Source organism: Caballeronia sp. LZ024 (assembly GCF_031451455.1).
GTDB classification, from domain to species: domain Bacteria; phylum Pseudomonadota; class Gammaproteobacteria; order Burkholderiales; family Burkholderiaceae; genus Caballeronia; species Caballeronia telluris.
This window is the reverse complement of record NZ_JARUXL010000001.1, coordinates 3,387,216-3,412,868: the sequence shown is the minus strand read 5'-3', so window position 1 is coordinate 3,412,868 and position 25,653 is coordinate 3,387,216. Positions and strand designations below refer to the sequence as shown.

Here is a 25,653-nt window from a genome sequence, read left to right as displayed (position 1 = left end):
CGGAGCGACAACCATGACAACCTGACGCAGCGTCAATCATCCCGACCGACCGGCCAAGATGATTGACGGTAAACCGGACATGCTGCTTGACGGTATCCAGCCGTATGAAGTTCAGCGGACGACTTTGGTCTCACTGTGAACGAAGCCAAATGTCTACTCGAAAACGAAATGCCCCACAGTCCTCACTGAGGATGCCTAATTCGACCGAGCACCTGATGTTTGGTGACTGGAAATGGAAGGGCCTGTACGCGGTCAGGGAACGGAGGCTGCTCGCGACGTGGGTCGACTCAATCGAACAAGCTGTCGGTGGGGGGCCGGGGCCAGCAAAGCATCGCTCACCGCCAGATGTTTCAGCGAGCACCACGGTCCGACAGAAAGCAATATTCCGGTCCATTTACTGGCCGGATGGGCAAACTCTTCGAACAGCCAAAACCAGGTATGTTGGGTGCATTTAGAACATTGCTCGAAAGTCTAACCCGTCCAACGACGCCGACCCCCTCGAACATCAGCTCATGCTCGCAGTATTTGGACGCTACTCCGTTAATATTCGGAAGAATATGCCGTAATATTGAGCAGATTGCCTGACTAACTGCCGAATTTGACCGGGGCGGTCGTTTGGCTGCTGAAGCGCGTCTGGAGCGGGACGCGCCGAGGAAAACACGCTAACAAATAAGCCCTTAACCGGGGAGACCGAAGTTGAACATCCAGTCGTTACTTGCGGGCGTACCGACGCCCGCACTCGTCACGGGCGCATTTCTGGCCGCCCTCGTGGTTGCTGTCATTGCGTTTTTCTTCGGTCCGGCGATAAGGCATCTGGCTCGGCTGCGCTCTATTCAGCGTCGCATTGAAAGGTTTGAAGACGGAAATTACCCTTCACAGTTTGAGGCGGTATTCGCTGCCGACCGTCGGCTCGCACATCTCTGGAAAGAGTATGCCGAATCGTTGCACGTTCAGCGTGAGGAGCGCGATGGACAGATGGTCGTGCGCGCCGTACGCGCCACCGTGCCCGCCGAGCTGTATTTCAACAGCCAGGTTGTCGTCGACAGCCGCTTGCGCACCGAGTTTTTTAAGCATGTTCCCGGAATTTTTACTGGCATCGGTATCATCGGGACATTCAGCGGGCTGATAGAAGGCCTTCACGCTTTCCAAATTAGCGATAACGCGGCGACTGTGCGCGGCAGCCTCGAATCACTTATGCATTCGGTGGGAGAGGCGTTTCTTGTGTCCGCCTCGGCAATCGCTGCGGCGATGCTAACCACGCTCTTCGAAAAGCTTCTCCTTGCCTCGCTGTACCGACGTACAGAAGAAATCGTTCATGCAATTGACGCGCGCTTTGAGGCGGGCGCCGGCGAAGAATACCTGGCGCGCCTGGTCAAGGCATCGGAGGAGTCGGCGAGCCAATCCAAAATATTGAAGGACGCTCTCGTCAAGGAGATGGGCGAGCTGCTGCGTGAGTTGACTAACGCGCAAATCGAGGCGAGCAAAGAACAAACCGCACTGGTCGCGGAGGCGGGTCGCCAGAACAATGCGGCTCTTGGACAGGTTATCGCGGAGAGCATCCAGCAGGGTCTCAAAGGCCCGCTCGATGAAATTGCAGCAACGGTCAAAAGCGCCAGCGGCGACCAGAGCGCAAGCGCCGGACGGATGCTGCAGGACGTGATGACGAGCTTCAGCCAACGTCTAAACGACTTGTTTGGCGGCCAGATTTCGGGGCTTACCGAACTTAACCAGCAAACCGCCCAGAGCATCCAGCAAGCCGTTACCACCTTGCACACCCTGGTCTCGAACATCGAAGCTTCGAGCCAACGTTCGACAGATGCGATGGCGCAGCGCATGGCGGAGGCCATCGAGAAGATGGAGTCGCGACAGGAGGCAATGAACGCCCAATCGGCTGCATTCATCGAGCAACTGCGTCAATTAGTCGCGACATCCCAGTCGGAGACGAGCCAGAAATTGCAGACGACACTCGAAACGCTTGGCACGCATATGGGAGAGATGCTGACCACACTGAGTGGCGCGCAAAAGGAAGTATTTGAGAATAATCGGGCACGCGAGAGCGCCATGTCTGAGCGTGCCACTGGGGCTGTTACAGCAATGTCCGCATCCGTCGATGCCGTTGTCAAGGAACTGAGTGTTGCGACGACGCAGATGGCGCAAAGCGTCGCTACCTTGACCCAGTCCACCGCTTCATCGGTAGACCGTATGCACGCCGGCGCTGAAGCATTGGGTACGGCGTCGCGAAACTTCGCCGCCGCTGGCGAGCGCGTCGCCAGCGTCATGGGTCAAACCGCCGATGTCTCGACCAAGCTCGCCGCAACGGCTGGGAATCTGACAAGCGGGGCGGGAGCCATCCAAGAACTTCTGGGCGACTATCGCGCTCATCGCGACAGCATCGGCCAACTTGTCACGGAGTTGCGCGCCACCGTCGAGTCCGCACGAAGAGAGGCCGCATTGACTGGTGACATTCTCAATCGAATCGAAACATCTACCGGCCATCTCGGCGCGGCGCAAAAGCAGGCGGACGAATACCTCGCCGGTGTGAGCCGCGTTCTGGCAGATGCACACGGCGCGTTCGCGACTGAAGTGAAGCGCACGCTGGATAAAGCGAATGCCGAGTTCCATACAAAACTGACTTCGGCAGTGGGATTGCTTTCGTCAGCAGTCGGTGAGCTGGAAGTCACGCTTGCCGCGATGGGAACCCTGACGCCGGCGCGGAGGTAGACGATGTTTGGAAGTCAAATCGTCGTCAAGCGAGGAAGCCGTGACGAGGCGGAGAAACCCTTCTGGATTTCCTTTGCTGACTTGATGACCGCGCTGATGGTGCTCTTTCTCGTGGTCATGGGGGTGGCATTGCTCGCCGTGACGAAGAATGTAACGGAGAAGGAAAAGCGCGAAGAACAGCATCGGAAGGACATCGAGCTAATTCTTGACCGGTTTCAAGCTGCATCCAAGCGCTACAACGGCATCAAGATAGACCGTGACCGGCATGTCATCGATTTTGGAGACCGCGCGCGCTTTGCATTCGGGAAATCAAATCTGGCACCCGAGCAGGAAGCCGTGTTGCGTCAATTCGTTCCCGAAATCCTGACCTTGGCGAACGGTGACCTGGGCAAGCGCGTGCTTAAGCGCGTAGTTGTCGAAGGCTACACAGATAAAACCGGCACATACCTGAGCAATCTTAATCTCAGCCTTCAGCGCAGCGAGCGGGTGTTGTGCAGCATGTTTGCTACGGCAGGTACGAGTCTGCTCGTCGAGGACCAGAAGGAAGACGTACGAAACCTGTTCCTGGTCGGCGGATATTCGTTCAATGACTCAAAGGAGACGGACGAAGAGAGTCGCCGCGTCGAGATGCGTCTCGAGTTCCTGGGTGTTGGGGAAGAGAGAGCTCCAGTCCCGCTGCAATCGGGGAACTTTGGCGACTGCGCACTGCGATGAATGCACTGAACTACCTCGCGTCCTTACTGCAATCGTCCGTCATCGAGGAGACACAACCGGTTCGCCTGGGCGGCGAAATCGACGCACTTCTCGAAGAGCTGAAAGCGCGTGCGAAATCAGGTAGCCGCCGGGAACCCGTGCACGACCATCAGCTCGATGCGGTCCGGCGGTACTGGAGCAGCCAGGAAGTGCCCACGTTCCGCGATGCATACCTACTGTCCTTTGGCTTATGCATTCCGCACCGCCCCCAGGGCGAGTGCGTAATGGAGGACCGACCACGCTTGCAGCGCGTCCTCGACAGTGTTGACGGCTACATAGCGAGGACCGCGTCATACAGACGCTGCTATCAAGGGCTCGCAAAGAGCTATTTCACTTACGACGTGGACGCGCCTGAAGCGGCGCCCGCCGGAAAGAAAAATTGGTTGACTTTGCGCGACTATCTTCACGACCGTAACCGTGAGATACGAGACAGCAGACCGGGCCCCGCATGGGTCGACACAGCAATTGAGAATCGACAGCTTTTCAACGAAGCGCCCTGCACTCCCTATGTGAGCCAGCTGCTGCGCGGAGACGAATCGCATATCGACCGCATTTGTGAGCAGCTTCAAATCGGAAAGGAGTCGTGGTTTCTACGCCAGCTCGTGCTGACGCAAGTTGAGGGTGCGACGAAACTCGGCGACGACGAGTTTGTGAGCCTACTACCTCGCTTGCTCGGCCTGCTGGCCCATAACGAAGTGCTCCGCGACCGAGGAACAATTCTGGTCCTTGACCGATACGCCCGGGTCTCTGGCAGCCCGCTCCATCCCAGACTTCGCGACCATGCTGTTACCTGGTGGGGCAATCCGTGGCTGCCGTCGAATGCGACACGATGGGGTGGCGTTGCGCCCGCGGCTCGAACGATGGTCTCTGACTGGCTGAAGCTCGAATTTATCGAGACCTTCTTTACGAAGCTGGCAGAGGACGGGCTTGCCGACCGTCGCCGAATGGAATTTTGGAAGCGATATGTCCAGTCCATTGACGACATCGAGTTTGCATTAGGCTCAACCGCACGTAATTCCCGTGAACCTGACCTCGTCGCGCTGCGTAAGAAAATGAAGGGCCTGACTCGCGAACTCGACGCCTCCGGTGCCAACAACGCTTTCATCATGACGATGGGTAAGCTGGTCGCGGTGGAGTTTAGTGGCCTCGGAAACGCGTTTTATGGCTACGACGCCAGTCGTTCGCTGCCCTTCAATACGAGTCAGACATTGAAGCTCGGGAAAGACGAGCGGAATTCACTCAAGCGTTCGAATCGCATGCTCTGGCTCAAGCATGGGGACGGCATTCATGGCTGGAATCGCTGGGAGGATATGTTCGAGGCGACGCTTCGTGAGAGTTTTCAGATTCTCCCCTCTGTCGACATTTCACGTTCTTCTACCAGAAGCCAAGCTGCTAACGAACGCACGCGGTCGACGAGTCTGGGCTCGTCTCGCGAGAACACTCGCTCGACGCAAATCCACACTGCAACGCACGAATCCTACTCGCATGTCGCGCTCAAGCGATTCGCAGCAACGCATGGTCTGCAAATCGACGACCGGACTGCACTCGGCGGAAACTTGTGGGTGCGCGGAGACGAGGAAGATGGGCGTATCGGCCAAGTCCTGTCGGATTGGGGCTTCCAGGTGAAGCCGGGCAAGGGTTGGTGGAGATAAGGCGAAACTGTGTTCAAGTTATTCAAGCAGGCAAAAGCGCAAGATGTCGCCACCTGGAAGCGGCGGTGGTCGGATAAGGGCATCGTTCTGACTCGTCGAATTGAAGGCCCGGGTGCGATGGTCGACGGAGACCTCGTCGGTGGCTACCTCACGCAGCTCACCGATGACGGCCTCGCCAACGCGGTCGAGGACGGCTTCTTGTTGGACTGGCAGTCGGTATATGAAATCCTCGAGCGGCAGGACTACGGGCAGCTGCGCGACGTTCTTCGAATTCCACCGTTCACCGAGTTCCGTCCATACCTGCGAAGCGGCCATTCGCTGGTCGACCGCGAGTTCGGTATTGCGGTAGATGGATGGCGCGTCGATGGTGGCCGCGAACTTCAGGGCACTCTCACGGGGCCGGTGATGTCGGAAGGCACCACAGAGACGCTGATGCGCCCCGCGCAATGGAAGCTTTTCAAAGCGGTGGTTGCGTTCTCGCGCCGTGGTGACGAGGACCGCTCCGATTTGGCCAACCGGCAAGGTTGGGGGCGGATTCGCAAGCTCGCGCTCGACGCCGAAGCGGGACTTGATGATTTTCTCTACCGCTCGGTGGTGTTGAGTCCCGAAAAGCTCAATATCGGTCTGAGGCGGTCGGTCGAAGTGGCGGACGACCACGTAGTCGAAATCGAGCCAAGCTTCGACGGCGCACCAGACGACTGGCTCGACACCTTTGACAGAGCTCGCGAGATTCGTGACCGATACGACATCACAACCCGAGAGGGAATCGTCCAGGTTCTCGTCACGCCGAAAGTGAAGACGGTGCTTCGTGAAATCAAGCGCTTGCCTGGACGGCGCGTCGCCGGCTCACGGGCACAGGCGTTTTTGCTCAATCCTTACGCGGCGCTGGGCGCTGATGCCGTCGACGTCATCGAAGGGTCGCAGTTCGAACGTGCTCGCGAAGACGCCGGTCTCGACTACGAACGCTTTGTACCGACGTTCGAGCGCAACGCTGCGGGCTATGCACTGCGCGTCGGCCTGCTTGTCGAATCGGCCGTGGCGAGTGGACCTACCTCCTCGAAGACGCATTGGCTCGACGACAACGAACTTTCCAACTTCGTCTCGGCTCTTTCGCGGTCGCTCGCGCTTGGCCACCAACTGCTTGCCTGGCAGGGTTACGACCTTGCTCTGCAGGGGGATTCGGAGCAGCACCTCAAGGAATTGTCGGCTGCACTCGCGCAACGGCGCACTCCTCCCACGCTGGTTTCCTACGCTCAGGTCCATGACCTGGGAGGCTACTCGACACGTATCGAATCGATTGGTGTAGAGAAGCCGTACCATTCGCCGTATATCGCGAAGAAAGATGAAGGTGAGGGTTGGTTCCCTGAGAACATCCTGCCCGTCGTTGTTTACCAGCCAAAAGACGGTGGCGAGCCGGTAGCGGTGCCTACCAACAAGCCGGCCATCGAGAAGCTGAAGAATAACGTACAGGACGCCGACGCGAAAGGCGTGGCAAAGCTCGACGTTGGCTGGCTCAAGGACCCTATTTCGCTATCGGATGCGAAAGAAATCATCTCCACGTTCGAGAATCTTTTTTCCGACCTGGAATCGGGTAAGCAGTTTGACCCGGAAAAAACCCGCAAACGGTCCGGCGAACGGGCCACCAAAAAGCAGCTTGTTCTGCGCGCAAACATCCAGGCACTCGAATACGAGGAATTGCGCCGGGAGGCGCTGCAGTCGGTACCAGCAAGTCCGAAGCTTCCGCAAAGCATTCGCCCGGGGCTCGCCTTGCTGCCGCATCAACAGGCAGGCCTCGCCTGGATGCAGCATCTCTTCAGTCTGCAAACCGATTACCAGGTTCGCGGCGCTATCCTTGCCGACGACATGGGGCTGGGCAAGACCTTCCAGTTGCTGGCGCTCATGGCCTGGTTGCTGGAGCAGGACGCCGCCATGAATCCCATGCTGGTGGTCGCGCCTGTCTCATTGCTGGAAAACTGGGCTGAGGAAGCCAACAAGTTTTTTCAGCCGGGTGCATTGCCGATGTTGACTGCGTATGGCGATAGCCTTGCCGAGTTTCGCGTACCGCGCGGCCAGATAGACCAGCGTCTGCAGGCTGAGGACGGTCTGGTGAAGTTTTTGAAGCCCAACTGGATTGGCGATGCCAAGGTGGTGTTGACGACGTATGAAACTTTGCGCGACCTGGAGTTTTCGTTCGCTGCGCAGAAGTGGTCGTTGATGGTGTGCGACGAGGCTCAGCGCATCAAGAACCCGGCCGCAATGGTGACCCGGGCAGCCAAGAAGCAGAACGTGGCGTTCAGGATTGCCTGCACGGGCACGCCGGTCGAAAACACACTCGCCGATATGTGGTGTCTTTTCGACTACGTGCAGCCGGGCTTGCTGGGTGCACTGAACGATTTTGGTGAGCGATACCGCAAGCCAATTGAGGCAAAGACCGACGAAGAAAAGTCCCGTGTTGAAGAGCTGCGCGCTCGCATTTCACCCCAGATTCTCCGGCGCCTGAAGACGGAGGTCGATACAGGACTCCCACCGAAAATCGTGGTCGACGACTGTCGGCGGCTCCCCATTTCTAGCGTTCAGCGCAACCTTTATGCGAAGGCGGTGGATGGCTTCAAACGGCGAAAAGAGCCCGACCATACGACGCCGTTCAAAAATCACCTTGGATTGCTTCATTATCTCAGGCTGGTGTGTACCGACCCGAGAGTGCATGGTTTGAGCGTGTTCAAGCCGGAGCCGATGGGCGACTATCGCGCGAAATCTCCGAAGCTCGACTGGCTGCTCAAGCAGCTCTCCGAAATCAGGGCGAAGGGCGAGAAGGCAATCGTCTTTTGCGAGTTCCGGGAGATTCAGCGACTTCTGCAGCACTACATCGAAGCCGAGTTCAGCTATCGACCCGACATCATCAACGGGGACACGAGTGCGTCATCGACTCACGTCGCCAGTCGGCAGAAGAGAATCAAAGCCTTTCAAGAAGCGCCGGGCTTCGGCGTTTTGGTGCTTTCGCCTGTGGCCGTTGGATTCGGCGTGAACATCCAGGCGGCGAACCATGTTGTTCACTACTCACGCACCTGGAATCCCGCCAAGGAAGACCAGGCGACCGACCGCGCGTACCGCATCAATCAGAAGAAGCCGGTGTATGTCTACTATCCAACTGTTTGGGCGGACGATTTCACGACGTTCGATGTCAAGCTTGACCAGTTGCTTGCCCACAAGCGAGGGCTATCAGAGGACATGCTTAACGGTGCGGGAGACGTAGCGCCGGGCGACTTCAATATCGCAGACGTTGTGCCGCACTCACAGGCCAGCGACCTGGATGAACGCATCACTCTCGATATGGCGCTTCGGATGGGATGGCAGCATTTCGAGTGTCTTGTCGGCGCGCTCTGGAGTAAGCGTGGATTCGACTGCTACAGAACACCGGGCACGAATGACAATGGTGTCGACATCGTAGCCATCGACGGCGCACGAGGTCAGCTAATTCAGGCCAAAACCAGTGGAATTGATGGTACGAAACTTGGCTGGGACGCCGTAAAAGAAGTTGTGGCGGGTGAGGCCTTCTACCGACGCAGGCACCCGAACGTCTCGTTCGAAAAAGTCTGCGTCACAAATCAATTCTTCAATGCGCAGGCACAAGAGAACGCCAGTTTGAATGCGGTACAGTTGATTGACCAGGCGGACCTTGCCGACCTGCTTCAGACGCACGGAACAACTATGCTCGAGGTCGAACGGATGCTGTTCGTCGAATGGCAGTCGGCGGACCTTACGGATTAAATCAATGAGATGACCACCAGGATAGTGCCGTCTTAAGCATCGCCGGCAGGTTCGCTGCCGAATATGGACGACCGCCGTTATGCATGTATGGACCTGCAGCCTGCGGTCGCAGCAAACGGGGCGCGCTCGGCCCCGGTGGTTATCGCCGGAGCTTGAGGTCCGCGCCGCCGGTCACACCGACCCGGTGTTTGGGCCGGCGCGACAAGGCTCGGGTTTCCAGTGACTTTACCGTATGAGCTTCACCGACTGGTTCATGGCGAACCGACGTCATCACAACATCACCGGTCACCTGGTTCGGTCTCGGCTGACGGCTGGCTGGTCGGCAAGTTGTCGTGCCACGCGGCATAAGTAATCGACGTTCCTTTGAGTCGCCATGAATTGCGCCCATTGTCCGTTCTACCTAGGACCGTAGCGGATGCTGCACTGGGACTGACAAACGCCACATCCTGCGCGAAGACCAGATGGGAGCCGTCCGACGACTGTTGCAAGGAGCCAAGACTTTGCAGACTTTCTCGCAACTGCTGATATGAGTGTGGCTGTCCCGACCATCCCAACCGCGCTTGCGACTGTGCGAGAACGGTAAACGAGCTGGTGCCTTTCCGCGCGAGTGCGACGAGACCGTGCTTGGCACTTTCGAGCTCGAAGTAAATGCCGTCGCTATCCGATGACAGCGCGGCCAGTAGCTCCTTCGCAACTTCTGACTTGCTCTTTCGTTCTTCCAGACGCCAGTGCGTCTCGAACACGTTCATTACCAAAGTCTGCTGCGCTTGCATTACATCGGCGGTCCACTCCGGATGCTGCAATACCTGAGTAGTAAGGGCGAAACCGGAAACGCCCCCTTTGGTGAAGTACGAATTTTTCTTCCAGGCAAACTCGCGGTTGCTCGCCGAGCTATTTTTCTTGCGACTTAACAGAACAAGGTTACCAAGCCGATGGACCCAGCTTTGGTAGATTTTCGTGTCGGGAACCCATGTTGCCCATTGACTGTTCGGAGCGGGCTGTTGGGGCATCACGTGCTCCACCGAGACGACGTCATGCTCGTAGACCGCGGAGCCATCGGACAAAAGACGGTCCAGGCGCAAAAGCAGCAGCGCCACTGCCCGCGCGGAATGGGTGTCATACAGCGGGCCGTTCAGCACCGAATAGGTGTCGTATTGCTCGCTCGGAGACAGTTGCAGCGGTGACGCCTCGGCGAACAGATTCTGGCCATTTTCGATAGCCCCCGTCAGTGCAGAAAAACGCTCTACACGACCATTGACGCCAGTTTTTCGCGCGAGCATCGAATACGCCAGGCGTTCGAGGTCACGGAAGAAAGCCAGCATCGTAGCCGGTTGCTCGGCATGCCGTACGTAAAACGCCAAGGCAGGCGGCAGCCAGTCCTTGAATTCCAGCTTGTTGAGCCAACGCAGATGCTCGTTCACCAGCTCCGCATGCTGTGTGCTTGCGTAATCCGCGCCGCTGAGTGCGGCAAGCGCCTGCGCCATCGGCAGCAAAACCGTGTCAACAAAGGTCTGCGGCGTGGTCGCCTGTGTAACGTGCTCCTTGAACTCCTTCAGCAAAGTCCCTTGAGGTTTGGCTTTGCGATAGACCATGCGAATGTGGCTGAACAGGTCGCCGAACTCGTCGCGCCCCAGGTCCTCCTCGGCGTCTTCCCATTTCTTCGTGTACGTCTCACGAAGCCCAGATTCGATGCCCCCAATGATTTCTGCCTTCAAAATGTCCGTTGCACTCAAGTCCAGGCCGCGACTGTTGAGAACACCGAAGATGCGGTACGCCGAATCGAGGTCGGGAGTCGCTACGGTGACGAGGTAGCAACGCGTGATGATGAACTGAACGAGCCGTATGAGCTTGGGTTCTCCCAGGTTCACCAGTCCGCTCATGAAAACCTTGGCGTTTGCCCGCAGGCGCGCCTGCGCACTAGGCAGCGTCGAATTGAGTTCAATGAGTTTAGTGAGACCGTCCTCATGTTGAACATATTGACGGAAAAAGTCTCTGTCTCGCTCGCGCAATGAAAGCCGGTAGCTCGCCTCGGTGGCTGAGACAACGTCGCCGTGCTCGTAAATACGCTTGGTGATGCCGGCTTGCACCGCACGGTCACTGATTGTGGCTCTGATGGCTGAAAGCATTAGCGTCAATGTCGTCAGGCGCTGCTGGCCATCGACTACGGTGGCGTCAGGCGACGTTTCGCTTTTGATGAGAACGATGCTTCCGAGAAAGTAAGGCACACCGTCGGCAAGTTGTTCCGGGGACGCGTCGAGCGCACTTAACAAGTCGTCCAGGAGCTCTTGCGCCTGGTCGTTTCCCCACGAGTAAGGGCGCTGATAGCCGGGGATGGTAAATACATACTCGTCGCTGAAGATTTTTTGCAGCGTTTGTTCTTTTGCCGTGAGGGTGTGCGACACCTGAAATCCCCGGGAAGTAATTCGAAGCGTTTTGAGATTGCCAATATACCGGTTTTTCCAAGGTCCGAGCTACCCTCGCGGCTCCCGTTGCGGCGCGTTCGACGTCCGAGAAATCGAGCATTTCACCACCGCTTCCGCCGACGGCCATCCGGACTTTCAAGTCCTTTAGTAGCTCGGCCAACCGACTTCTCCCGGTGTTCGGAAACAAATGCGTCATGCGGTGGCGCGTGGTGATTGCAAAGGCATGCGCAGGAACGATGGTGCGTCGTGCGCGAATGGTCGCCTGAACAATGCACCGGCAAAAGTCAGAGTCGGATTGCACGCGCGACCAAGGCTTTGCGACGAATCGCCGTAGCGCGTACCAGTACGCGTGTGCAAACTTGGCGAATAGTGCCTTGCCCGATATACGTTTCCTGACGGCGATGACCGCATCGCTTCAGTGCTCACTGCATTCTTTCCAGCCGCAACGGTTGCGGAACCTCACCGCAACATTCACAATCGACGTGCGCGTGTGTTTTTACACGCATTTCATGGTATATGGCTATGCGGAATCATGCGAACCCTGTGACTGTCGACGCTCTTTGGTCAAAACTCGCCTCACGCGCCATCCGGGTCGCGTTGGCGCGCCGGGACGTGAGCTACGCGGAACTTGCCGATGCGCTGAATACTATGGGCTTGTCCGAGTCGTCGCGTTCTGTGGAAGGGAAAATCCAGCGCGGCACCTTCCGCTTTTCCTTCTTCCTTCAAACCTTGGCCGCCTCGGAAAGCCAATACCCCGAGCAATGGACTGTTCCGCTGCGCAGTGGCGCAAGCTGGGAAAAGTGCGCTGCTGACGTCATTCAGGCGGAACTCGTGGCCCAGCCATGGCTGAACCATATCCTGCTTTCTCAGCGCCTGGCCGAAATCGGCGTCGAGGTTGCCGCCGAGACATTGAAGAGCCAGATAGTGGACGGAACGCTTTCCACTGCATTGTTTCTTCAATGTGCCACCGTCTGTCGATTCCCTGACCTCCAGTTCTTTCTCGACAGTCAAGACATGATGGACGCCGCGCTCGCGGGAGCGTCGGCTCGGTAAGCCAGCGCCGCGGACAAAAATTTCTTGCTTTTCTTCATGGCATGTCTATATTTCGCCCTGTGCGGAGCGCGTGTAGAAACGCACGGTGGCGGTGGCCGGTGAAGACACTTTGGTCGTCAGAGTGCGTCGCGGGCTGCTCCGGCAATGCGGACCGGCATCATATTGCGTGATGGAACGCCCTGCCCCTTGAGACTTGGAGGTGACCATGCCTGTCTGGAGAGTGGCGGATGTGAGCGCTGAGCCTGAGATGTCAATTTCCGACTGGCAAATCCTGGAAACGCAACTTGGCTCCAGGCATTTCGTGGGCTGCGATGTGCGCAACCTCACCGGCCGTGTCAGCACCGCCATTCAAGAGTTCGACCCGGCCGTACTACGCGGCATCACGTCGTCCGGGCGCGTCTATCAGCTCGTTGGGCCTCGTGGATGGTCCGAGAACGGTCGGTATCTATGGGAACGGTGGTGCAAGGTCAACGACATCACGTCCTACACAGATGTCACGGCCGAGTCGCTAGCGGAGAAGCCGTGATGACCACGCCGGCTGAGCGAACCAAAGCAGTGCTCGGTACCCGCGATTTCCTGGAGATACTTTCGCGCGCGGACGAGGTTACGATTCACGGCCTTGTACAGTCGGTCGCTGCGAGTCTTCTGCGGCACTACCCTTTGAAAGTCGACCTCGATTTATCGGCAGCGGCGCTTCCGACAGTCTGGGCGCCGCCATCAACGCCCGGTGGCAAAGGCGAGCATGTCGCACTCGAGTTCAACCTGGTGCATCAGACATGGACCGTTAAGAAGTAGCATTTCCAGGGAGACGCGAAGATGGCACGGATGGCGAGTGATGGAAGCCAGGATAGTCCGCATCACGACGACCGGGCCTTGCGAGTTATACACATGGCCGCCGTGGCAGCAGTCTTGTTCGACCCCACAGCCGCTGCTGCGCTTCTTGAGATTCCAGATGCAGAGCTGGGCAGGCTTTTCAAAATCCGTCTCATGCGAATCGCTGGCCTGTCCACGGCCTTGGACCTGGAAGTCACCTCGACTCCTGGTGGAATGCGGTCGGCATTGAATCGGGGCGAACGCGGTTCAAAGCGCGGTAAGTCGGCACGTTATGCCCTTATCGCCAAGGGAAAGCTTCTGCACTTAACAGACTTCCTCGCGGCCTCGGGCATCTCCGAGCACATGCTGGTCAAGGACCTCGCCGCCCGTCGCCTGTTCAGCGTTGAGATTGGGAGGGACGCCTACTATCCGGCGTTTTTCCTGGTCGATGAGTTGGACCGTAAGACCTTGGCGAAGGTATCGAGACGGCTGGGCAACGTTGCCGGCTGGCGCAAATGGAAATTTTTCACGACGCCAAAAACGAAGCTTGGCAATTCGACGCCGCTACAGGCACTCATGCGGGGCGATGCAAAGCAGGTACTGCAAAGCGCTGCGGCTTTCGCTGAGGGATAAGAGCAGCCGATTTTGGCGAGAAATGCCGCGGTCACGCTGCGAAACACCGAGCTTCATTCGAACCTTCGATGTCGAGAGCTAATTGTCGCTGGTCATGCCGGCACGCCGATTTCGTGTAATCCGAGCTAGCATCGCGTTGGCGCCAGGCCTCGCGTGACATGGCCGGGCGGTACAGTCGCCTGCGTCCTGTTCCCGTCAAAACCGCCGTATGCTTTGGTGATTCTGACGAAAGCAGTCCTGAGGGTCAGAACTTCAACTGATTCTCGGAATTGAATCTCCGAACGCACGCGGCCTGAAAGCACATCTTCAATACCCTTCGCAATATCGCCCAGCACGAGCGGCTGGCGGTGCTCGGCTTTGAGCGCGTGGTAGTAGTCCAGCTTGCGCGTGTCGATAAGCGCGACGAACGGTCCGCCATTTTTCGTCAAGCCTTTCTCGGCGCCGCCGCCACATCGTCTGCCAGTTTGGTGTGCTGAGCGCTGGCCTCGTTGAACGCAACATCTCGTGAGTGCGAATCGGCATACGTGTCCCCTTCGGAGAAGTCGCCATCATTGGCACACGAAAAATCGCGAAGCGGCCCCGCGTCGATGCAACGTAAAACAAATATCGTCCTTACCTCGCCGGCGCGCGGGTGTACGGCGCAACATGCTCACTTGCGCGACATATACTTGATTGCAAGGACGCACATACCATCCGCCGCGCGCAATGCCGCTGGATGGTCGGGGCCGCCCCATCCATCGATGGGCTTCGGTGATGGCGTCGCTTGCCGCTCACGCTGGCGAGGTGCTGACCGCCGGGGCGTGGGGGGCACTCGAGCACTGGGGGGATGCCGTGAGAAGCTCGACGCGCTGGCGAAGATAGAGGCGCGAGGCGAAAAGTCTGTCGGGCGAGGCGGCTCCATACCGAAGCGGGGTGGCAGTGGCTGAGTGAAGGCGCATCCCGGGCATGCCAGGGAGGGCTGGGCTCAGCCTCACCACCCGAAGCGAAGAAATATGCATCTGTTTTTTGGCTGAGCCTGGTGGAATCAAAAGCAATGAGCCACGAAATCATGCCTGCGGCGCAGACACGAACAGGTCATGCCCAGCGCGCGCACCAAGCACGGCAAGTCGGCCAAGGTCTGCAATACGAACCAGCCCGCCTCGAGTGGCGCCGTCAGGTAGACGCTGCGCTCCGACCAACTCAATGCCAGGCAGCAACCGCGACAACGCGGATGACTTCGTGCCCATCGCGCGCGCGAGGTCAGCCAGTGGCACGTAGGTTTGCCGGAACGAGAGCAGTTGATTCGGCAATACGACACGACACGGCTGCCCGCGAAGCTGAATCGATTCCGACTCGAGCAGGCCTTCGCCAATCCAGTGAGCGATGCTTTCCCATTTCCAACCTGTGGCTTTCGTCAACTGCTGGATGGACATCCCGGATTCTAGTAGCGGCGTGCCGAAGTATTCGGCGACATCCGAACGCCGGAATGCCATGTCGCCCAACGTCCGGCCGCGCGCGACAGCTTTCACGTGACCTGCTGCAATGGCCTGCATTAGAGACTGGATGGCCTGCCTGTCGCCCATCCTCCGGCTCGTCAGCTCCGACCACGTGAGCTTCGCGTCATCCACGATAGCTGCGGGTTCCGCTGCCCGGCTGACGCGCGAATACAAATCCAGTACCGACTGGCGCTCGACTTGGCCCGCCTTGAACAGGTCTTCGCGCCAGCGCACATCCGACAGAATGACCTTGGCTGCCTTCATGTGGGCAAGTACCGAATGAGGTACGCCTGCCAGTTCGCAGGCGTGCTCATCAGAAACCCACTCCGCGCGTCGCTGCTGGATACGAGCAACTTCCGCACGGGGGATTTCGTAAATCTGTCCTCGGGTTCCGAGTCGGCGAGTGCGGAAACTGCACTCCCTGATTTCCATCGACTTGCGCAGACGAGATGCGCTGACGCCGATAGCCTTGGCTGCATCCGGCAATCGGACATAGTCCGTCGCAGCTTCGGCAATGGACTTCGTCGCATCCATTCCAAGCACACCGTCGAACTTCTCCGCTGCGACGTCAACGACCGCCTGCATGAATGGCTCCAGCGCAGTGCCAACACAAAGCCCGCGCAGGCTGGCATACCACGGGCCGAGCAGGGAGTTCAATGTTCGGGCATCCTGCTTTCCGGCAGCAATGCGTCGCTCTACATGTTTCTGAAACCCAGTCGGCCAGTCCTGCAAAAACGGTTCCAGAGGCGCCAGAAATTCGATTGCTTCGGTGATGGATTTCGGGAGCGCGGCACCGCGATGTGCCCCGGGAGCCGTGGGGTCTGCATGCAGGCAAAGTGTTCGAACCAGCTTGGCCAGACTGGCGATGTCGACATGGCACACCCCAGGCGCAACACCACCGGACTGTTCTCCTGAGCTGCCAATCAGCTCCGAGAGCCAGTGTTGGGCCGGCGTTGCGGCAACTCGTGGAAGCCGGCACAGGTCTGCACCGCAATCGCACTGGTCGATGTGGTACCGGTGCGGCGAAAGATATTCCCCGCACTCGTGGCACTGGTCGACCAGGTGGATGCCGTGCCTTGGACAAGCTGTGACGTAGGTGTGCTCCCAGTAGTGCCGCAGGTAACGGTCTTCGGACAAGCAGGCTGGGCACACTGCATCTGCCTGGGCACGATGCAAGCGTCCCCAGCTACGGCACGCGGCATCCTGATGGCTTGCGAAGTGCGTCCACGCGCTTTCCAGGCCGAGCCGGGACGCAACAAAGTCGGCATGGCCGAGCAGTGCATTGCGATTGCGCTGTACGCCAGCAAGCCCAGCAAGTTCGCGCCAGTTCGACAGGACGTTGTCTGGGGCGAGCCGGCGATAGTAGCCGAGTCCGGATTCGTCGTTTTTCGGAGGGTAGGTGACCGCGAGGCTCATTGCACAGCTTCCGGTTTGTTTTTGATGATGGGCACAGCCAGGTCGTTTTCGCGCACTACCTGCAAAAATGCCTGATGCAGTGCGGCGGGAGCGACTGCGCTTTCAACCGTATCTGGACTTTCGAACGCCGGAAAATTGGGAGAACCGGTTGCCGTTACTCCCTTGAGGGCTTCGTGGCAATCAGCAAACGTCAGCGTGTGCTGGGCATCGGAAGCCATCCTGTCTGCGAGTTCCTGCATGAATCGACTCACGATGCCTATCAGCCCTCCGCTCAGCAAATAGCACTGGTACGTGAGTGCGGCGGGTGACAACGCAATTGGGAACCGGTGTTCCGCGAAGAGATTGGCGAAAGCGGCAACGCAAGAGTGAAATGCCCGCATGTCATCGGCGACTCGGGAGTCGTAAGGCAGAAGAAGACGCGGCGCGGATGCCCGCAGACGCAACTGTTCGTTGTTATCGAACAGGATTTTCAGGCGCGGCACGCCAAACAGAAGCAGCGTCAAGTTATGCGAGTCGGCCAATGCCTTGAACCAGTCAGCGGCCGCTCGTACGGGAACGCGCGAACCTTCTTCTACGAGATGACTGGCTTCTTCGAAAATAATCACCCGCGTACCGACCAGCTTCAACTGTTCGAGCATGCGGGTGCCCATGGCTCCAGACGTGATGCTGCGCTGAACGGGCATGCCAAGTGCACCAACCACGCTCTTCGGTAGCTCCAGCGTGGTGGCTGGAGTGGGAACTGGAACAACGAGTACCGGGACCCGACGCCGCCCATCAATCTTCGTTTCGCCAAATTCGCGCACCAACGCGTTGATAAGCATGCTCTTGCCCACTCGTGAAGGACCCATGATTCGCTCGATGCGACTTGCACGGCCGCCCAGCGCATTTTCGATGCGCTGCTTCAGCGGCTGAAAATGCTCCATGAAGTGCGGATGCGGAAGCTCGCACGTCCCGATGGCGGCGAGCAGTTTTTGTGCGGGTGTCAAATCAACTCCTCCCCGCTGTTGCGGTTCAGCATGGCAAGTGGAGGGATGTCGGCAAACGACGCGGTAGCCGACGGCGCTGCAGATGGCTCGGTGTGCGACGGCTGCGCCGAAGGATGCAGCGGTGGTGCTGGCCGCCGGGCCGCGCGCTTGACGGCTTCGGTTTCCCTGGTGCGGGCCTTTGTTTCCTGGTTTTGCTGGCGTCGGCTCGGTCGTTTTCGCTTCGGCGCTCGTGCGTCAGACATAATCTCCTGGTGCAGGTCATGGTCGAACTTTTCAGCCTGGGGAGCGGGTTTAAAACCTGCCCTGTGCTTTTTGAGCTTCTCCTTAGCCTCTGCGAACGAGTACGCAGGCGTCTCCTCTGTCGCGAGCTCGTTCTTCAGCTCGATGAGCGGAACGTCATCGCCGTCGTAGATGTAGACCTCGCGGAAATCGTCGCGGTTGTAGAGCACGTGCAGATACTGCTGCTCACCATGCTTGTCAATCAGACCAGGCAGGTTCTCGCCCTTGAAATGGAATCCATCAATCGTAATGCCGGTTTTGCGACTTAGTCGGCGTTCAACGTGTGAATAAAGCGCGGCGAGCCATTCGGCTCGCGACGGGGGCAACGAAATCGCGTAGCACGAAGATTCGAAATGCTTCCAGCGCTCGCAAGGCGTATCGCCTTCGAGCGATTCGGACAACACCACGCCCCATTCCAGGCGTTCGAGCGGCTTGTGAATCCATTTCTCGTAGTACCAGCGGACAATCCAGCGTTCGAGCTCTTCCTTCGTCTTGAAGTGGTCGCCCAGTTTGTCCGGGTCGCGTGTTCCGTCCTTGTCGTCAAATCTCGTACTGCCGATAAGCTTGCCGATTGCTTTCTTCAGCGAGAGATTCAGGCGTTCAATGAAGGGCTTTTCCTGCCCAGCCCGGCCCCGGCAATACCGGGTCTCCGTTCCGAGTTTCTCGAGGTTATCGATACGCGCCGACTTGTTTTCTGGACCGTTGTCGAAAACCAGGAGGCCGGGTGTCCCGCAGATGTTCATCTCGTGGTCGACCCCCAGCTCTTTGAGCTGCTTCAGCTTGAGCGGTGCCATGTACATTTCGATGCATGCGAGCGCCTCGCGTTCGGTCGGCGACCCTACAACCAGGCGCCAGCCAAGTGGGTAGCTCGTCGCACAATCAATGGCATGTATCAGCCAGAGGTCGCTGGTAACCCCATCTTCCGTTTCGACATAGAACGGCAGATGCACGGCATCCTGTTCTACGCGCTGGAACGGCAGGTCAGCGATGATGCGCTTCGCTGCGATGGATTTGCCCGCAATCGCGTCCTCGGGAAGCATCCGGTCGTGCTCAGGGTCGGCGGACAGGTAGCGCTGAATGGTCTTCTGGATAAACCTGAGACTGATTGGGCGCGCGACCTTCGGGTGAAGCTCGCCATGCACCCGCATGTTGACTTCGTTCAGAACGTCCACCAGCGTCAAACGCGAATGTGGGACCAGGTAGAGGTCCTCGGCAACCACACAAATTGTGTTGATGACTTCGATGGGGTGCCGCAACGACCGGTTTCCCTGATTCGCCTTACCTCGCAGCATCGGTTCGCCAGCCAGGTCGCGTTCGCGATACCGGTACATCGTTGCCTGCCTGGGCAGCGGGCGTGAATTCTGTGAGGCGTTCTTCTGATACTCATCAGCCATCAACTGGTAGGCATTCCGGAAGCTGACGCCGCGCTGTTTCTGAATCTCCTTGATTCTCCCCATGATTTTGCGGGCGAACTGATTATTTTCATGCAGCTCAGCATCATCAGGTTGCGCGGCAAGGCTGTAACGCGGCTTGCCTGCGCGCAGCACGGTTATCTTCCCGCGGTAAATTTCGTCATGAATCTCCGCGATTGGGATGTACCGGTCCTGTCTTTCTGTGGAATCGAACACCTTGATGCAGCCGCCGTGCGGATGAGGGTCTAGCACTTCCTTATAGGCATCGTGATTTCCCGGTGGGGCGAGCCGGTCTCGCAGGTGTAGTTTGGGAATCATGCGTTCATCTCCTGTGCGTCTTTCATTTCTTCGAGGAGATACAGGTGCGAGAGGTCGCCGTATGCCAGGCTGACCTCAAGCGTTGAGCAGATGGTGTGATGCGCGATGTCGGCCGATATGACGCCGCCGACCAGCAGGACGGGAATCAGGCCAGGCAGGAGATGAACGTCCGCGCACACTGTGCCGACTGATACGGGGCCGCCCTCGCAGCGACGCGTGACGCGTGCAACGAGCTCATCGGTGAGATAGGTATCGAGCCGGTGAACGGCCTGCTTGAGTACGCCGGGATTCATCCGGAGGGGATGCCTGCCGTCTTTGGGCACGACAACGCTGCGCAGCGGATAACCATTTGCTGCTAGGATGGGGCGCGCTCGCGCGATTTTGTCCCAGTAGACGTCGTCGCCTTCGTTGCCTTCGCCCTTGACCTCAAGGGCTTGATGCAAACCATCTATCCAGTCGACGCTGAAGTCCGGCGTGTAGAACGTCGGGCCAGGGATTTCACGATGCTTGTGCCAAGCTGCCCGAAACGCGTCGCGCGTGAACAGCATGCGCTGGTCAATCAGGTCGACGGTAAATGGCTGTGGGTGGAACGCCTTGACGCGCGGGTCGATGATGAGCAAATGCGCAATCAGTCGCTCGTTATTGAGCTCGACCTTGAAGTGCCCGCCAGCCTTCTCACTAAAGGAGCTGTTTCGCGACTTGCCGTATGTAGGTGCGGTTTCGCGAATGCCGCTGTTCGCGGAATTCAAACGTCCGCGGCGACCGTAGGTGTAAGCGATGCGGCTCATCGCGCACCTCCTGCCGTCAGATGCAGCCTGGTCAAAGAAGTGCGAGCGGCGGCGATGCTCGAAGCCATGCCGCCCCGTCCGAGCCGGTCTGACGATGCGGCGGGGTGATGTCGGTCGTACACGATGCAGTTCAATGAGTGATTAACTGCAGGGCTTACGGCCGGATTTTTATGAAATTTAGCGCCTGATTGGGCGACGTTACACGCCGAGCGACTGGGAACGACCGGTGTGACGAGCGCCCTTTCTGCGAAAATATTTTTCGCGTTACATCGTTGTAACGTAAGCGTTACACAGCGTCGAAAATCGGAATTGCGGAGCGTGACACGGCGCGTACGAAGACCGGGAACCGCATTGCAGGCAGGCGAGACAGGGCATCGAACCTTGCCCAGTTTGTGGCAGTGGCGGATTGGGCGACAGCCAGTGTCCTGGCCCGATTCCCGAGTGTGGGTCCTGGCTGCCCGTTGCTGCCTGGCGCAGATGACAACAACATCCGTCGAAACGGCGACGGCAGAAGCGCGATGCTTCGCGTCGCGTTGCCAGACACCCCGCCGAGCCCACCAGAAGATGACCTGTCCCATCGCCTGCTCCTGCGTCGTACCCTCTCATAAATAGGGCTCGACCGCATGGGCGGGCAAACTACGAAGGCAGGTTCATTCTCAAAACAGCACGCCAGCATTGCGCCGACGCCGGTTTACCTTAGGAAAAGCCGGGGGGATTTTCAAGCTGAATCGGCACAGTGACCGTTTCGCCCGCCGCGCCTTTCTTGTCCGATATTCGCTGACGCATTGCTCCAGCTGCTCATAAAAAACAGACCCGCGTCAGTTCGTTTGTCGCCCGCACAATCCACGATATACGAAATCAGCCAAGCATAGTGGCGCGACTTTGCATTGGCCTTTACGTCGCGCTGAGCAACTGGCGGTTGCGAGATGAATAGCCGCCAGCTTGAAACTGCACCGCTCTACCGCCTCCAGATTTGGCAACACGGGCGGCCATCGCTTGGCCTCGTCTCTATGCGAGGTTCATACATAGGACAAGTGCAAGCAGCCACGGAGGGACGCCAAGCAGAGCTGCAACCATCGCACGCCTAACCCATATATGCTTTTCACACGCGATTTGTGCGTTCCGATGAATCTGCATCGCGCAATCGCGAAAAAGTTCATCGTCAGTGGCATCTCGAAGTGCATCGGCGTATCGCCAGTTGTCCTTGACAGCAATACGACCAAAGAAGATGAGTGACTCGGCCGGGCCGGCCACCCGCGGTATCACGGCCATAGCAGCGCACACGAGTGCGACAATAACCAGGAAAGCGGCGGTTGATGTCGCAGCGTAAACCCATGGCGATTTGACAGCCGCAGCACCGAACGCAGCTGCGAGTCCGCCGAGCATGGCGATACCCATTGTTGTCACAACACCAACCTTAATTTCAGCGGCTGCTATCCAGCCGAGGTTTCGCTCTAGCACCCACTGAGAAAAGAGGAGGCGACCCGTGCGTTGCTCTGAAGCCGGTTTTTTAGAATCAACGTCGAGCAATTTCTCACCTCTTGTTTATACGAAATATCATCAGCAAACCAAATCAATTGCAGGAACTGGACTTCGACATATTGCGGCTTTCCGCGGACACCTCAACCTCTCTTTACAACTTGAAAACGCAGCTGGAATGCGAGCAGTATTGACGAACGCGTACCTCAACAATGTTTTCTCGCTGCGCCCAGTCGATTCTCATTGCTGTGTACGCCGCCCGCGCGTTCCTAGCCTCACCGACTCCGTTACTCGGTCGCCCCGACAGGCTAAGGACTACCTGAAGACGCCGAGTTCATTGATGAGCGACCGCAGTCGATTGCATGCTGGTCCCATCGCCGCCGCGAGCCCTTTCCCGTCCGCATATTTGTAGGGTATCGTCGTAATCCCTGACAGGTCGGTTGGCAGGGACACTTCTTCACCTCTCGGTTCCATCAGGATGGCGCGTTCGCGGCCCAGTCTGCCCATAAAAAAACCAAGCTCAAAAATCACGTTATCGCGCGGTACGGCACGTTCTGCTCCGCGCATTTCTGTGACGTCGTCCGGCTGTACGATAGCAATGGCGAAGTCGCTGACATCCAGCTCCGCTTCGAGCGACTCGATGGGGTAGCGGGACGCTTTGAAGACGTCACGAGTCCACAGCGTTACGCTATAGTCGTCGTATTCGAAGGCGTTCTCGACTGCCCGCGCAATGGGAAGCGCCTCGACCGATGAGATGACGAATATTCGAATTTTTTCTCGTGCTTGCGCAACCAGGCGATTGCGCTGAAGAAGGCGGCGCGACAGCTCTTTGGCAATCCAGCGCCAGATGTCCGGATGCGCCTTCCCCAGAGAGACGAGCTGCGGTTCCGTCAGCTTGCCAACGACACCACCATCGACGGAAATGACACTTGCGGACCGAAGCTGGAATGGTAAAAGCGCAGCCATTTCGCCCACGTGGTCTCCTGCTGAACGCTGAGCGACCTTTTTCCCATTGACGGAAACATCAAACGTACCTCCAAGCAGGAAATACATGTCGTTATCGTCGGCACCCTGCTCGATGAGAGCTTCGCCAGCCTTGATGTCAACGAGTTCGAGCAGGTCGGCCAAATCCGTTGCAAGTTGCTCGTTGCCGGCGATAGTGCGCTGCTCACGTAGAGCCTCAATAAGACGGCGACGGCCAGTTTCGCCTTCAAATCGTTCTTTCATGGTGTCAAATTCAAGTCGGTAGTTCGGCGGGTTCCCGCTCGACAGCCTTGCCGGCGTTCTTCCGCAATGGGCAATCGTCGCAAGTGCCGCAGCATGTGGTGTCTTTGAACGCATCCCAAAACGCGGCCTCAGCTTCCTTCCACGCGGCCATTGAAATAGCGAGTTGAGCAGCCTGCGAAGCATGGTCGCCACACGAGCGAAATTTGCTCCGGCGGCCTATTTGTCCCCGTACGCAAATGCACGGTTGCCGCTTGTTGGTGACGCGCCCGCTTTCTCGCCATACCGTGTAGAGATGTACGCCGTCGATGTGCAGGCGGAGAGTCGGGCCATTAGGATGGGACACTTTGGGTCCCGCCTTCACCAGAAGACGACCGTCCTGCAACGCTTCCGAGACGACTTGACTAAGCGCTGCCGCGGCTGCCTCCGCATGGTTCTGATGATGCGCGGCCGAGCCGTGTGCCCATCCGTCTCCCGGCCAGCGCCTCAGCTTTGCGACGCGCTCCTGTAGCAGAAGAAATTCGCGCAGTGTCTGCCACCACCGATGCGCTGCTGTGGCGTCAGCTATTCCCATTGCGTCATGTTCCCGCCAGTACAGGCAAAAAGACCCGTCGCTATTTATGTGTCGCTCAGGGCAAAACGCGGGCAGGCGAGAAGGAGTCTTTTCTTTTGCGAACACATCGTCGCCCTGTTGATAGGCGACGATGTCGTAGCTAACCACGCGCCCATCGGCCCGACGGATATTTACCGTCAGCTCGATTTCGGCCGAAGCCTGGTGCGTAACTGTCGCCGAATAGTCGGCGGCCACGTCGGCGACGAAACTGAGCGCAGACATGAGTGCGAGCTCAACCTTTCGAGTGCGGGCGAACGGAACGTTCAGCTGGGCGGGGAGCCGCGGACGTACTTGTGTATGCCGCTCGTTTCGCCGCTTCGCCGGTATCGTCTCCCTTGTCAGCAAGAGCTTCGACCGCTTCGTTATAGTCGAGATTCCTGCGCTTCCGCGTGGTGCCGAAGAGCTTGCGAACCGCGTCCGACGCGACTTCATAGGCCTCGGGGCCGATGGCCGTCTCGACCCCGTTGCACCGCATTTGCTGCGCTTCAGAGCCGAGAACGCCGCGGCTTACGGAGCAACGCACACGGTCACCGTGGATGCCAAGCCTCGTAAGTGTCATCGGGCCATATTCGAAGCCGATGCTGAGGCCAAGCCCCCCCGTTTTGTAACCGGCGTCCGCGAGTTTTTCTAGCGCGAGTTCGAAACTGCTTCGCAGGGCGCCGGCCAGCAGCGTGGCGCTCCCTACCGTTGCCTTTTCGTCAGTCGTTTGCGCGGTTCCTTCACAAATCAGCCCGTGAATGCAGTCGCCGATGAAACGCACCCGGCGTCCCTTGAAATCGCTGGTCAAGACGCGTTCGAGTTCAGCCCGAACAACGTGCAGGACGCGAACGACATCGCCAGTGTTGTCATCAATATGGTCGCTCACATATCGCGTGAACCCATCAATATCGGCGTAGATGCTGATGGACTCCTGGCGCCGCGAGTTTTTCGGCGTGAGCTTGACAATGTCGATGTCGCAGAAAGGCGGAGTGTGTCGACTAAATTCGAATGCGCCAATCGGATTGTTGTCGAGGTCCTCACGCCACTCTTCGACAATCTCGTCCGAGGTGACTTCCAGCGCAGCGGCCTCTTCGCACTCTTCGATTTCCTGTCGGGTCAGTCGTGTCGTCTTCGGCTCTTCGACCTCCGGCAGGTTGAGCGCCCGCCGGGCTTCGTTTGTCAAATAGATGCCTTCGGCCGAACCGCCACCGGCGAGTTTTGCGGCATGGTTCGCCGGGTCGCCCAAAAAGAGTGGTTCACGGTACCCGTTCCGTCCGTTGTTGACTGCGAGCGATTTGCCGCTATCGATACCGACACGGACACGTGCCGAGGGAATCTTGTCTTCATCGTCTCCCGTCTCTTTAAGCACATCGATAATCAGTTGAGCGATGGCCACAGCGCGGCGGACACGCTTGGCCTCAGCGTCGGTCTCGGTGTTATACGGCTTGGTGACGAGAGAATGCAAACGCTGATTGTGGAAGTCGACCCGGCGTGCGTCGACACGGCTCAGAATGCGGCTGACCGCCCGATAGTGGAGGTTCAAGAACCGCAATGTGCGCTTGTGGCAGGTTTCGCCCTCCGTGGCCGTGGAGTTCAGCATGTCGTCAAGATTGATGATGTCCGCGTACAGATGGACCCCGTCAACCCGATAGGCCTTGTTCGTCGGGATGTTCTCGAGCGCCAGTTCGCGAACATAGTCTGCAACAACGACACTTTTCACATCATCGATTTTGGCTTGGATGTCTTTCTCCGCGCGGTCGTAACTCCAGGTGCCTACCATCTCAATACTCCGTTCAAGGTGAGACCCGCATGGACAAGTATCACGTCGACGGGTATAGTTTTAATATACATACAGTAACTTTTCCCGT

General features: G+C 58.1%; 18 protein-coding genes. 8 read left to right on the top strand and 10 right to left on the bottom strand.

Going from position 1 to position 25,653, the window contains the following annotated elements; all coding sequences use genetic code 11:
* Window positions 1-696 precede the first annotated feature (696 nt).
* From zorA to QCE48_RS15375, 4 genes are read left to right on the top strand one after another with little or no spacing between them, the layout of a single operon-like run.
* Entirely contained in the window at window positions 697-2,721 is a 2,025-nt protein-coding gene (gene zorA / locus QCE48_RS15390; RefSeq protein ID WP_309786833.1) for an anti-phage ZorAB system protein ZorA, read from the top strand.
* Between the two features lie 3 nt (window positions 2,722-2,724).
* Window positions 2,725-3,435 (top strand): OmpA family protein, encoded by a 711-nt coding sequence (locus QCE48_RS15385; RefSeq protein ID WP_309786834.1) that lies wholly within the window; start codon window positions 2,725-2,727, stop codon window positions 3,433-3,435.
* Entirely contained in the window at window positions 3,432-5,126 is a 1,695-nt protein-coding gene (locus QCE48_RS15380; RefSeq protein WP_309786835.1) for an EH signature domain-containing protein, read from the top strand. The genes QCE48_RS15385 and QCE48_RS15380 overlap by 4 nt, the downstream gene beginning before the upstream one ends.
* Window positions 5,127-5,135: 9 nt before the next feature.
* Entirely contained in the window at window positions 5,136-8,894 is a 3,759-nt protein-coding gene (locus QCE48_RS15375) for an SNF2-related protein (RefSeq protein ID WP_309786836.1), read from the top strand.
* 278 nt (window positions 8,895-9,172) lie between these two features.
* Here QCE48_RS15375 and QCE48_RS15370 read toward each other — a convergent pair whose 3' ends face one another.
* Complete coding sequence (locus tag QCE48_RS15370) at window positions 9,173-11,296, bottom strand: DUF4357 domain-containing protein (RefSeq protein ID WP_309786838.1); 2,124 nt, start codon at window positions 11,294-11,296, stop codon at window positions 9,173-9,175.
* A gap of 564 nt (window positions 11,297-11,860) precedes the next feature.
* Between QCE48_RS15370 and QCE48_RS15365 the strand changes: the two genes are divergently transcribed.
* The 4 genes from QCE48_RS15365 (at window position 11,861) to QCE48_RS15350 (ending at window position 13,816) form a co-directional block, all read left to right on the top strand.
* Window positions 11,861-12,370, top strand: coding sequence for a DUF6471 domain-containing protein (locus QCE48_RS15365; RefSeq protein ID WP_309786839.1), 510 nt, complete (start codon window positions 11,861-11,863; stop codon window positions 12,368-12,370).
* A 247-nt stretch (window positions 12,371-12,617) separates the two neighbouring features.
* Window positions 12,618-12,896: a hypothetical protein gene (locus tag QCE48_RS15360; RefSeq protein WP_309786840.1), complete on the top strand. Its 279-nt coding sequence runs from the start codon at window positions 12,618-12,620 to the stop codon at window positions 12,894-12,896.
* Window positions 12,896-13,165 carry a BPSL0761 family protein gene (locus QCE48_RS15355; protein ID WP_309786841.1) on the top strand — a complete coding sequence of 90 codons (270 nt, stop codon included), beginning with the start codon at window positions 12,896-12,898 and terminating at the stop codon, window positions 13,163-13,165. Before QCE48_RS15360 ends, QCE48_RS15355 begins: the two co-directional genes overlap by 1 nt.
* 93 nt (window positions 13,166-13,258) lie before the next feature.
* Window positions 13,259-13,816 carry a hypothetical protein gene (locus QCE48_RS15350; RefSeq protein ID WP_309786843.1) on the top strand — a complete coding sequence of 186 codons (558 nt, stop codon included), beginning with the start codon at window positions 13,259-13,261 and terminating at the stop codon, window positions 13,814-13,816.
* A gap of 125 nt (window positions 13,817-13,941) precedes the next feature.
* Here QCE48_RS15350 and QCE48_RS15345 read toward each other — a convergent pair whose 3' ends face one another.
* The 9 genes from QCE48_RS15345 to QCE48_RS15305 form a co-directional block, all read right to left on the bottom strand.
* Window positions 13,942-14,244: a hypothetical protein gene (locus tag QCE48_RS15345; RefSeq protein ID WP_309786844.1), complete on the bottom strand. Its 303-nt coding sequence runs from the start codon at window positions 14,242-14,244 to the stop codon at window positions 13,942-13,944.
* Between the two features lie 618 nt (window positions 14,245-14,862).
* Window positions 14,863-16,707, bottom strand: a complete 1,845-nt coding sequence (locus tag QCE48_RS15340) for a TniQ family protein (RefSeq protein WP_309786845.1) — start codon at window positions 16,705-16,707, stop codon at window positions 14,863-14,865.
* Window positions 16,704-17,693, bottom strand: a complete 990-nt coding sequence (locus tag QCE48_RS15335; RefSeq protein ID WP_309786846.1) for an ATP-binding protein — start codon at window positions 17,691-17,693, stop codon at window positions 16,704-16,706. The genes QCE48_RS15340 and QCE48_RS15335 overlap by 4 nt, the downstream gene beginning before the upstream one ends.
* Complete coding sequence (locus QCE48_RS15330; protein WP_309786847.1) at window positions 17,690-19,702, bottom strand: integrase; 2,013 nt, start codon at window positions 19,700-19,702, stop codon at window positions 17,690-17,692. Before QCE48_RS15330 ends, QCE48_RS15335 begins: the two co-directional genes overlap by 4 nt.
* Window positions 19,699-20,490, bottom strand: coding sequence for a hypothetical protein (locus QCE48_RS15325; protein ID WP_309786848.1), 792 nt, complete (start codon window positions 20,488-20,490; stop codon window positions 19,699-19,701). The genes QCE48_RS15330 and QCE48_RS15325 overlap by 4 nt, the downstream gene beginning before the upstream one ends.
* 1,008 nt (window positions 20,491-21,498) lie before the next feature.
* The gene (locus QCE48_RS15320; protein ID WP_309786849.1) at window positions 21,499-22,020 is read right to left on the bottom strand and encodes a Pycsar system effector family protein; all 522 of its coding nucleotides are present in this window, start codon (window positions 22,018-22,020) and stop codon (window positions 21,499-21,501) included.
* 264 nt (window positions 22,021-22,284) lie between these two features.
* The gene (locus QCE48_RS15315) at window positions 22,285-23,196 is read right to left on the bottom strand and encodes a TIR domain-containing protein (protein ID WP_309786850.1); all 912 of its coding nucleotides are present in this window, start codon (window positions 23,194-23,196) and stop codon (window positions 22,285-22,287) included.
* A gap of 10 nt (window positions 23,197-23,206) precedes the next feature.
* A complete protein-coding gene (locus tag QCE48_RS15310) occupies window positions 23,207-24,028 on the bottom strand; it encodes an E2 domain-containing protein (protein WP_309786851.1) in 822 nt (273 codons plus the stop codon).
* Between the two features lie 10 nt (window positions 24,029-24,038).
* Window positions 24,039-25,565 carry an adenylate/guanylate cyclase domain-containing protein gene (locus tag QCE48_RS15305; RefSeq protein WP_309786852.1) on the bottom strand — a complete coding sequence of 509 codons (1,527 nt, stop codon included), beginning with the start codon at window positions 25,563-25,565 and terminating at the stop codon, window positions 24,039-24,041.
* Between the last annotated feature and the right edge of the window lie 88 nt (window positions 25,566-25,653).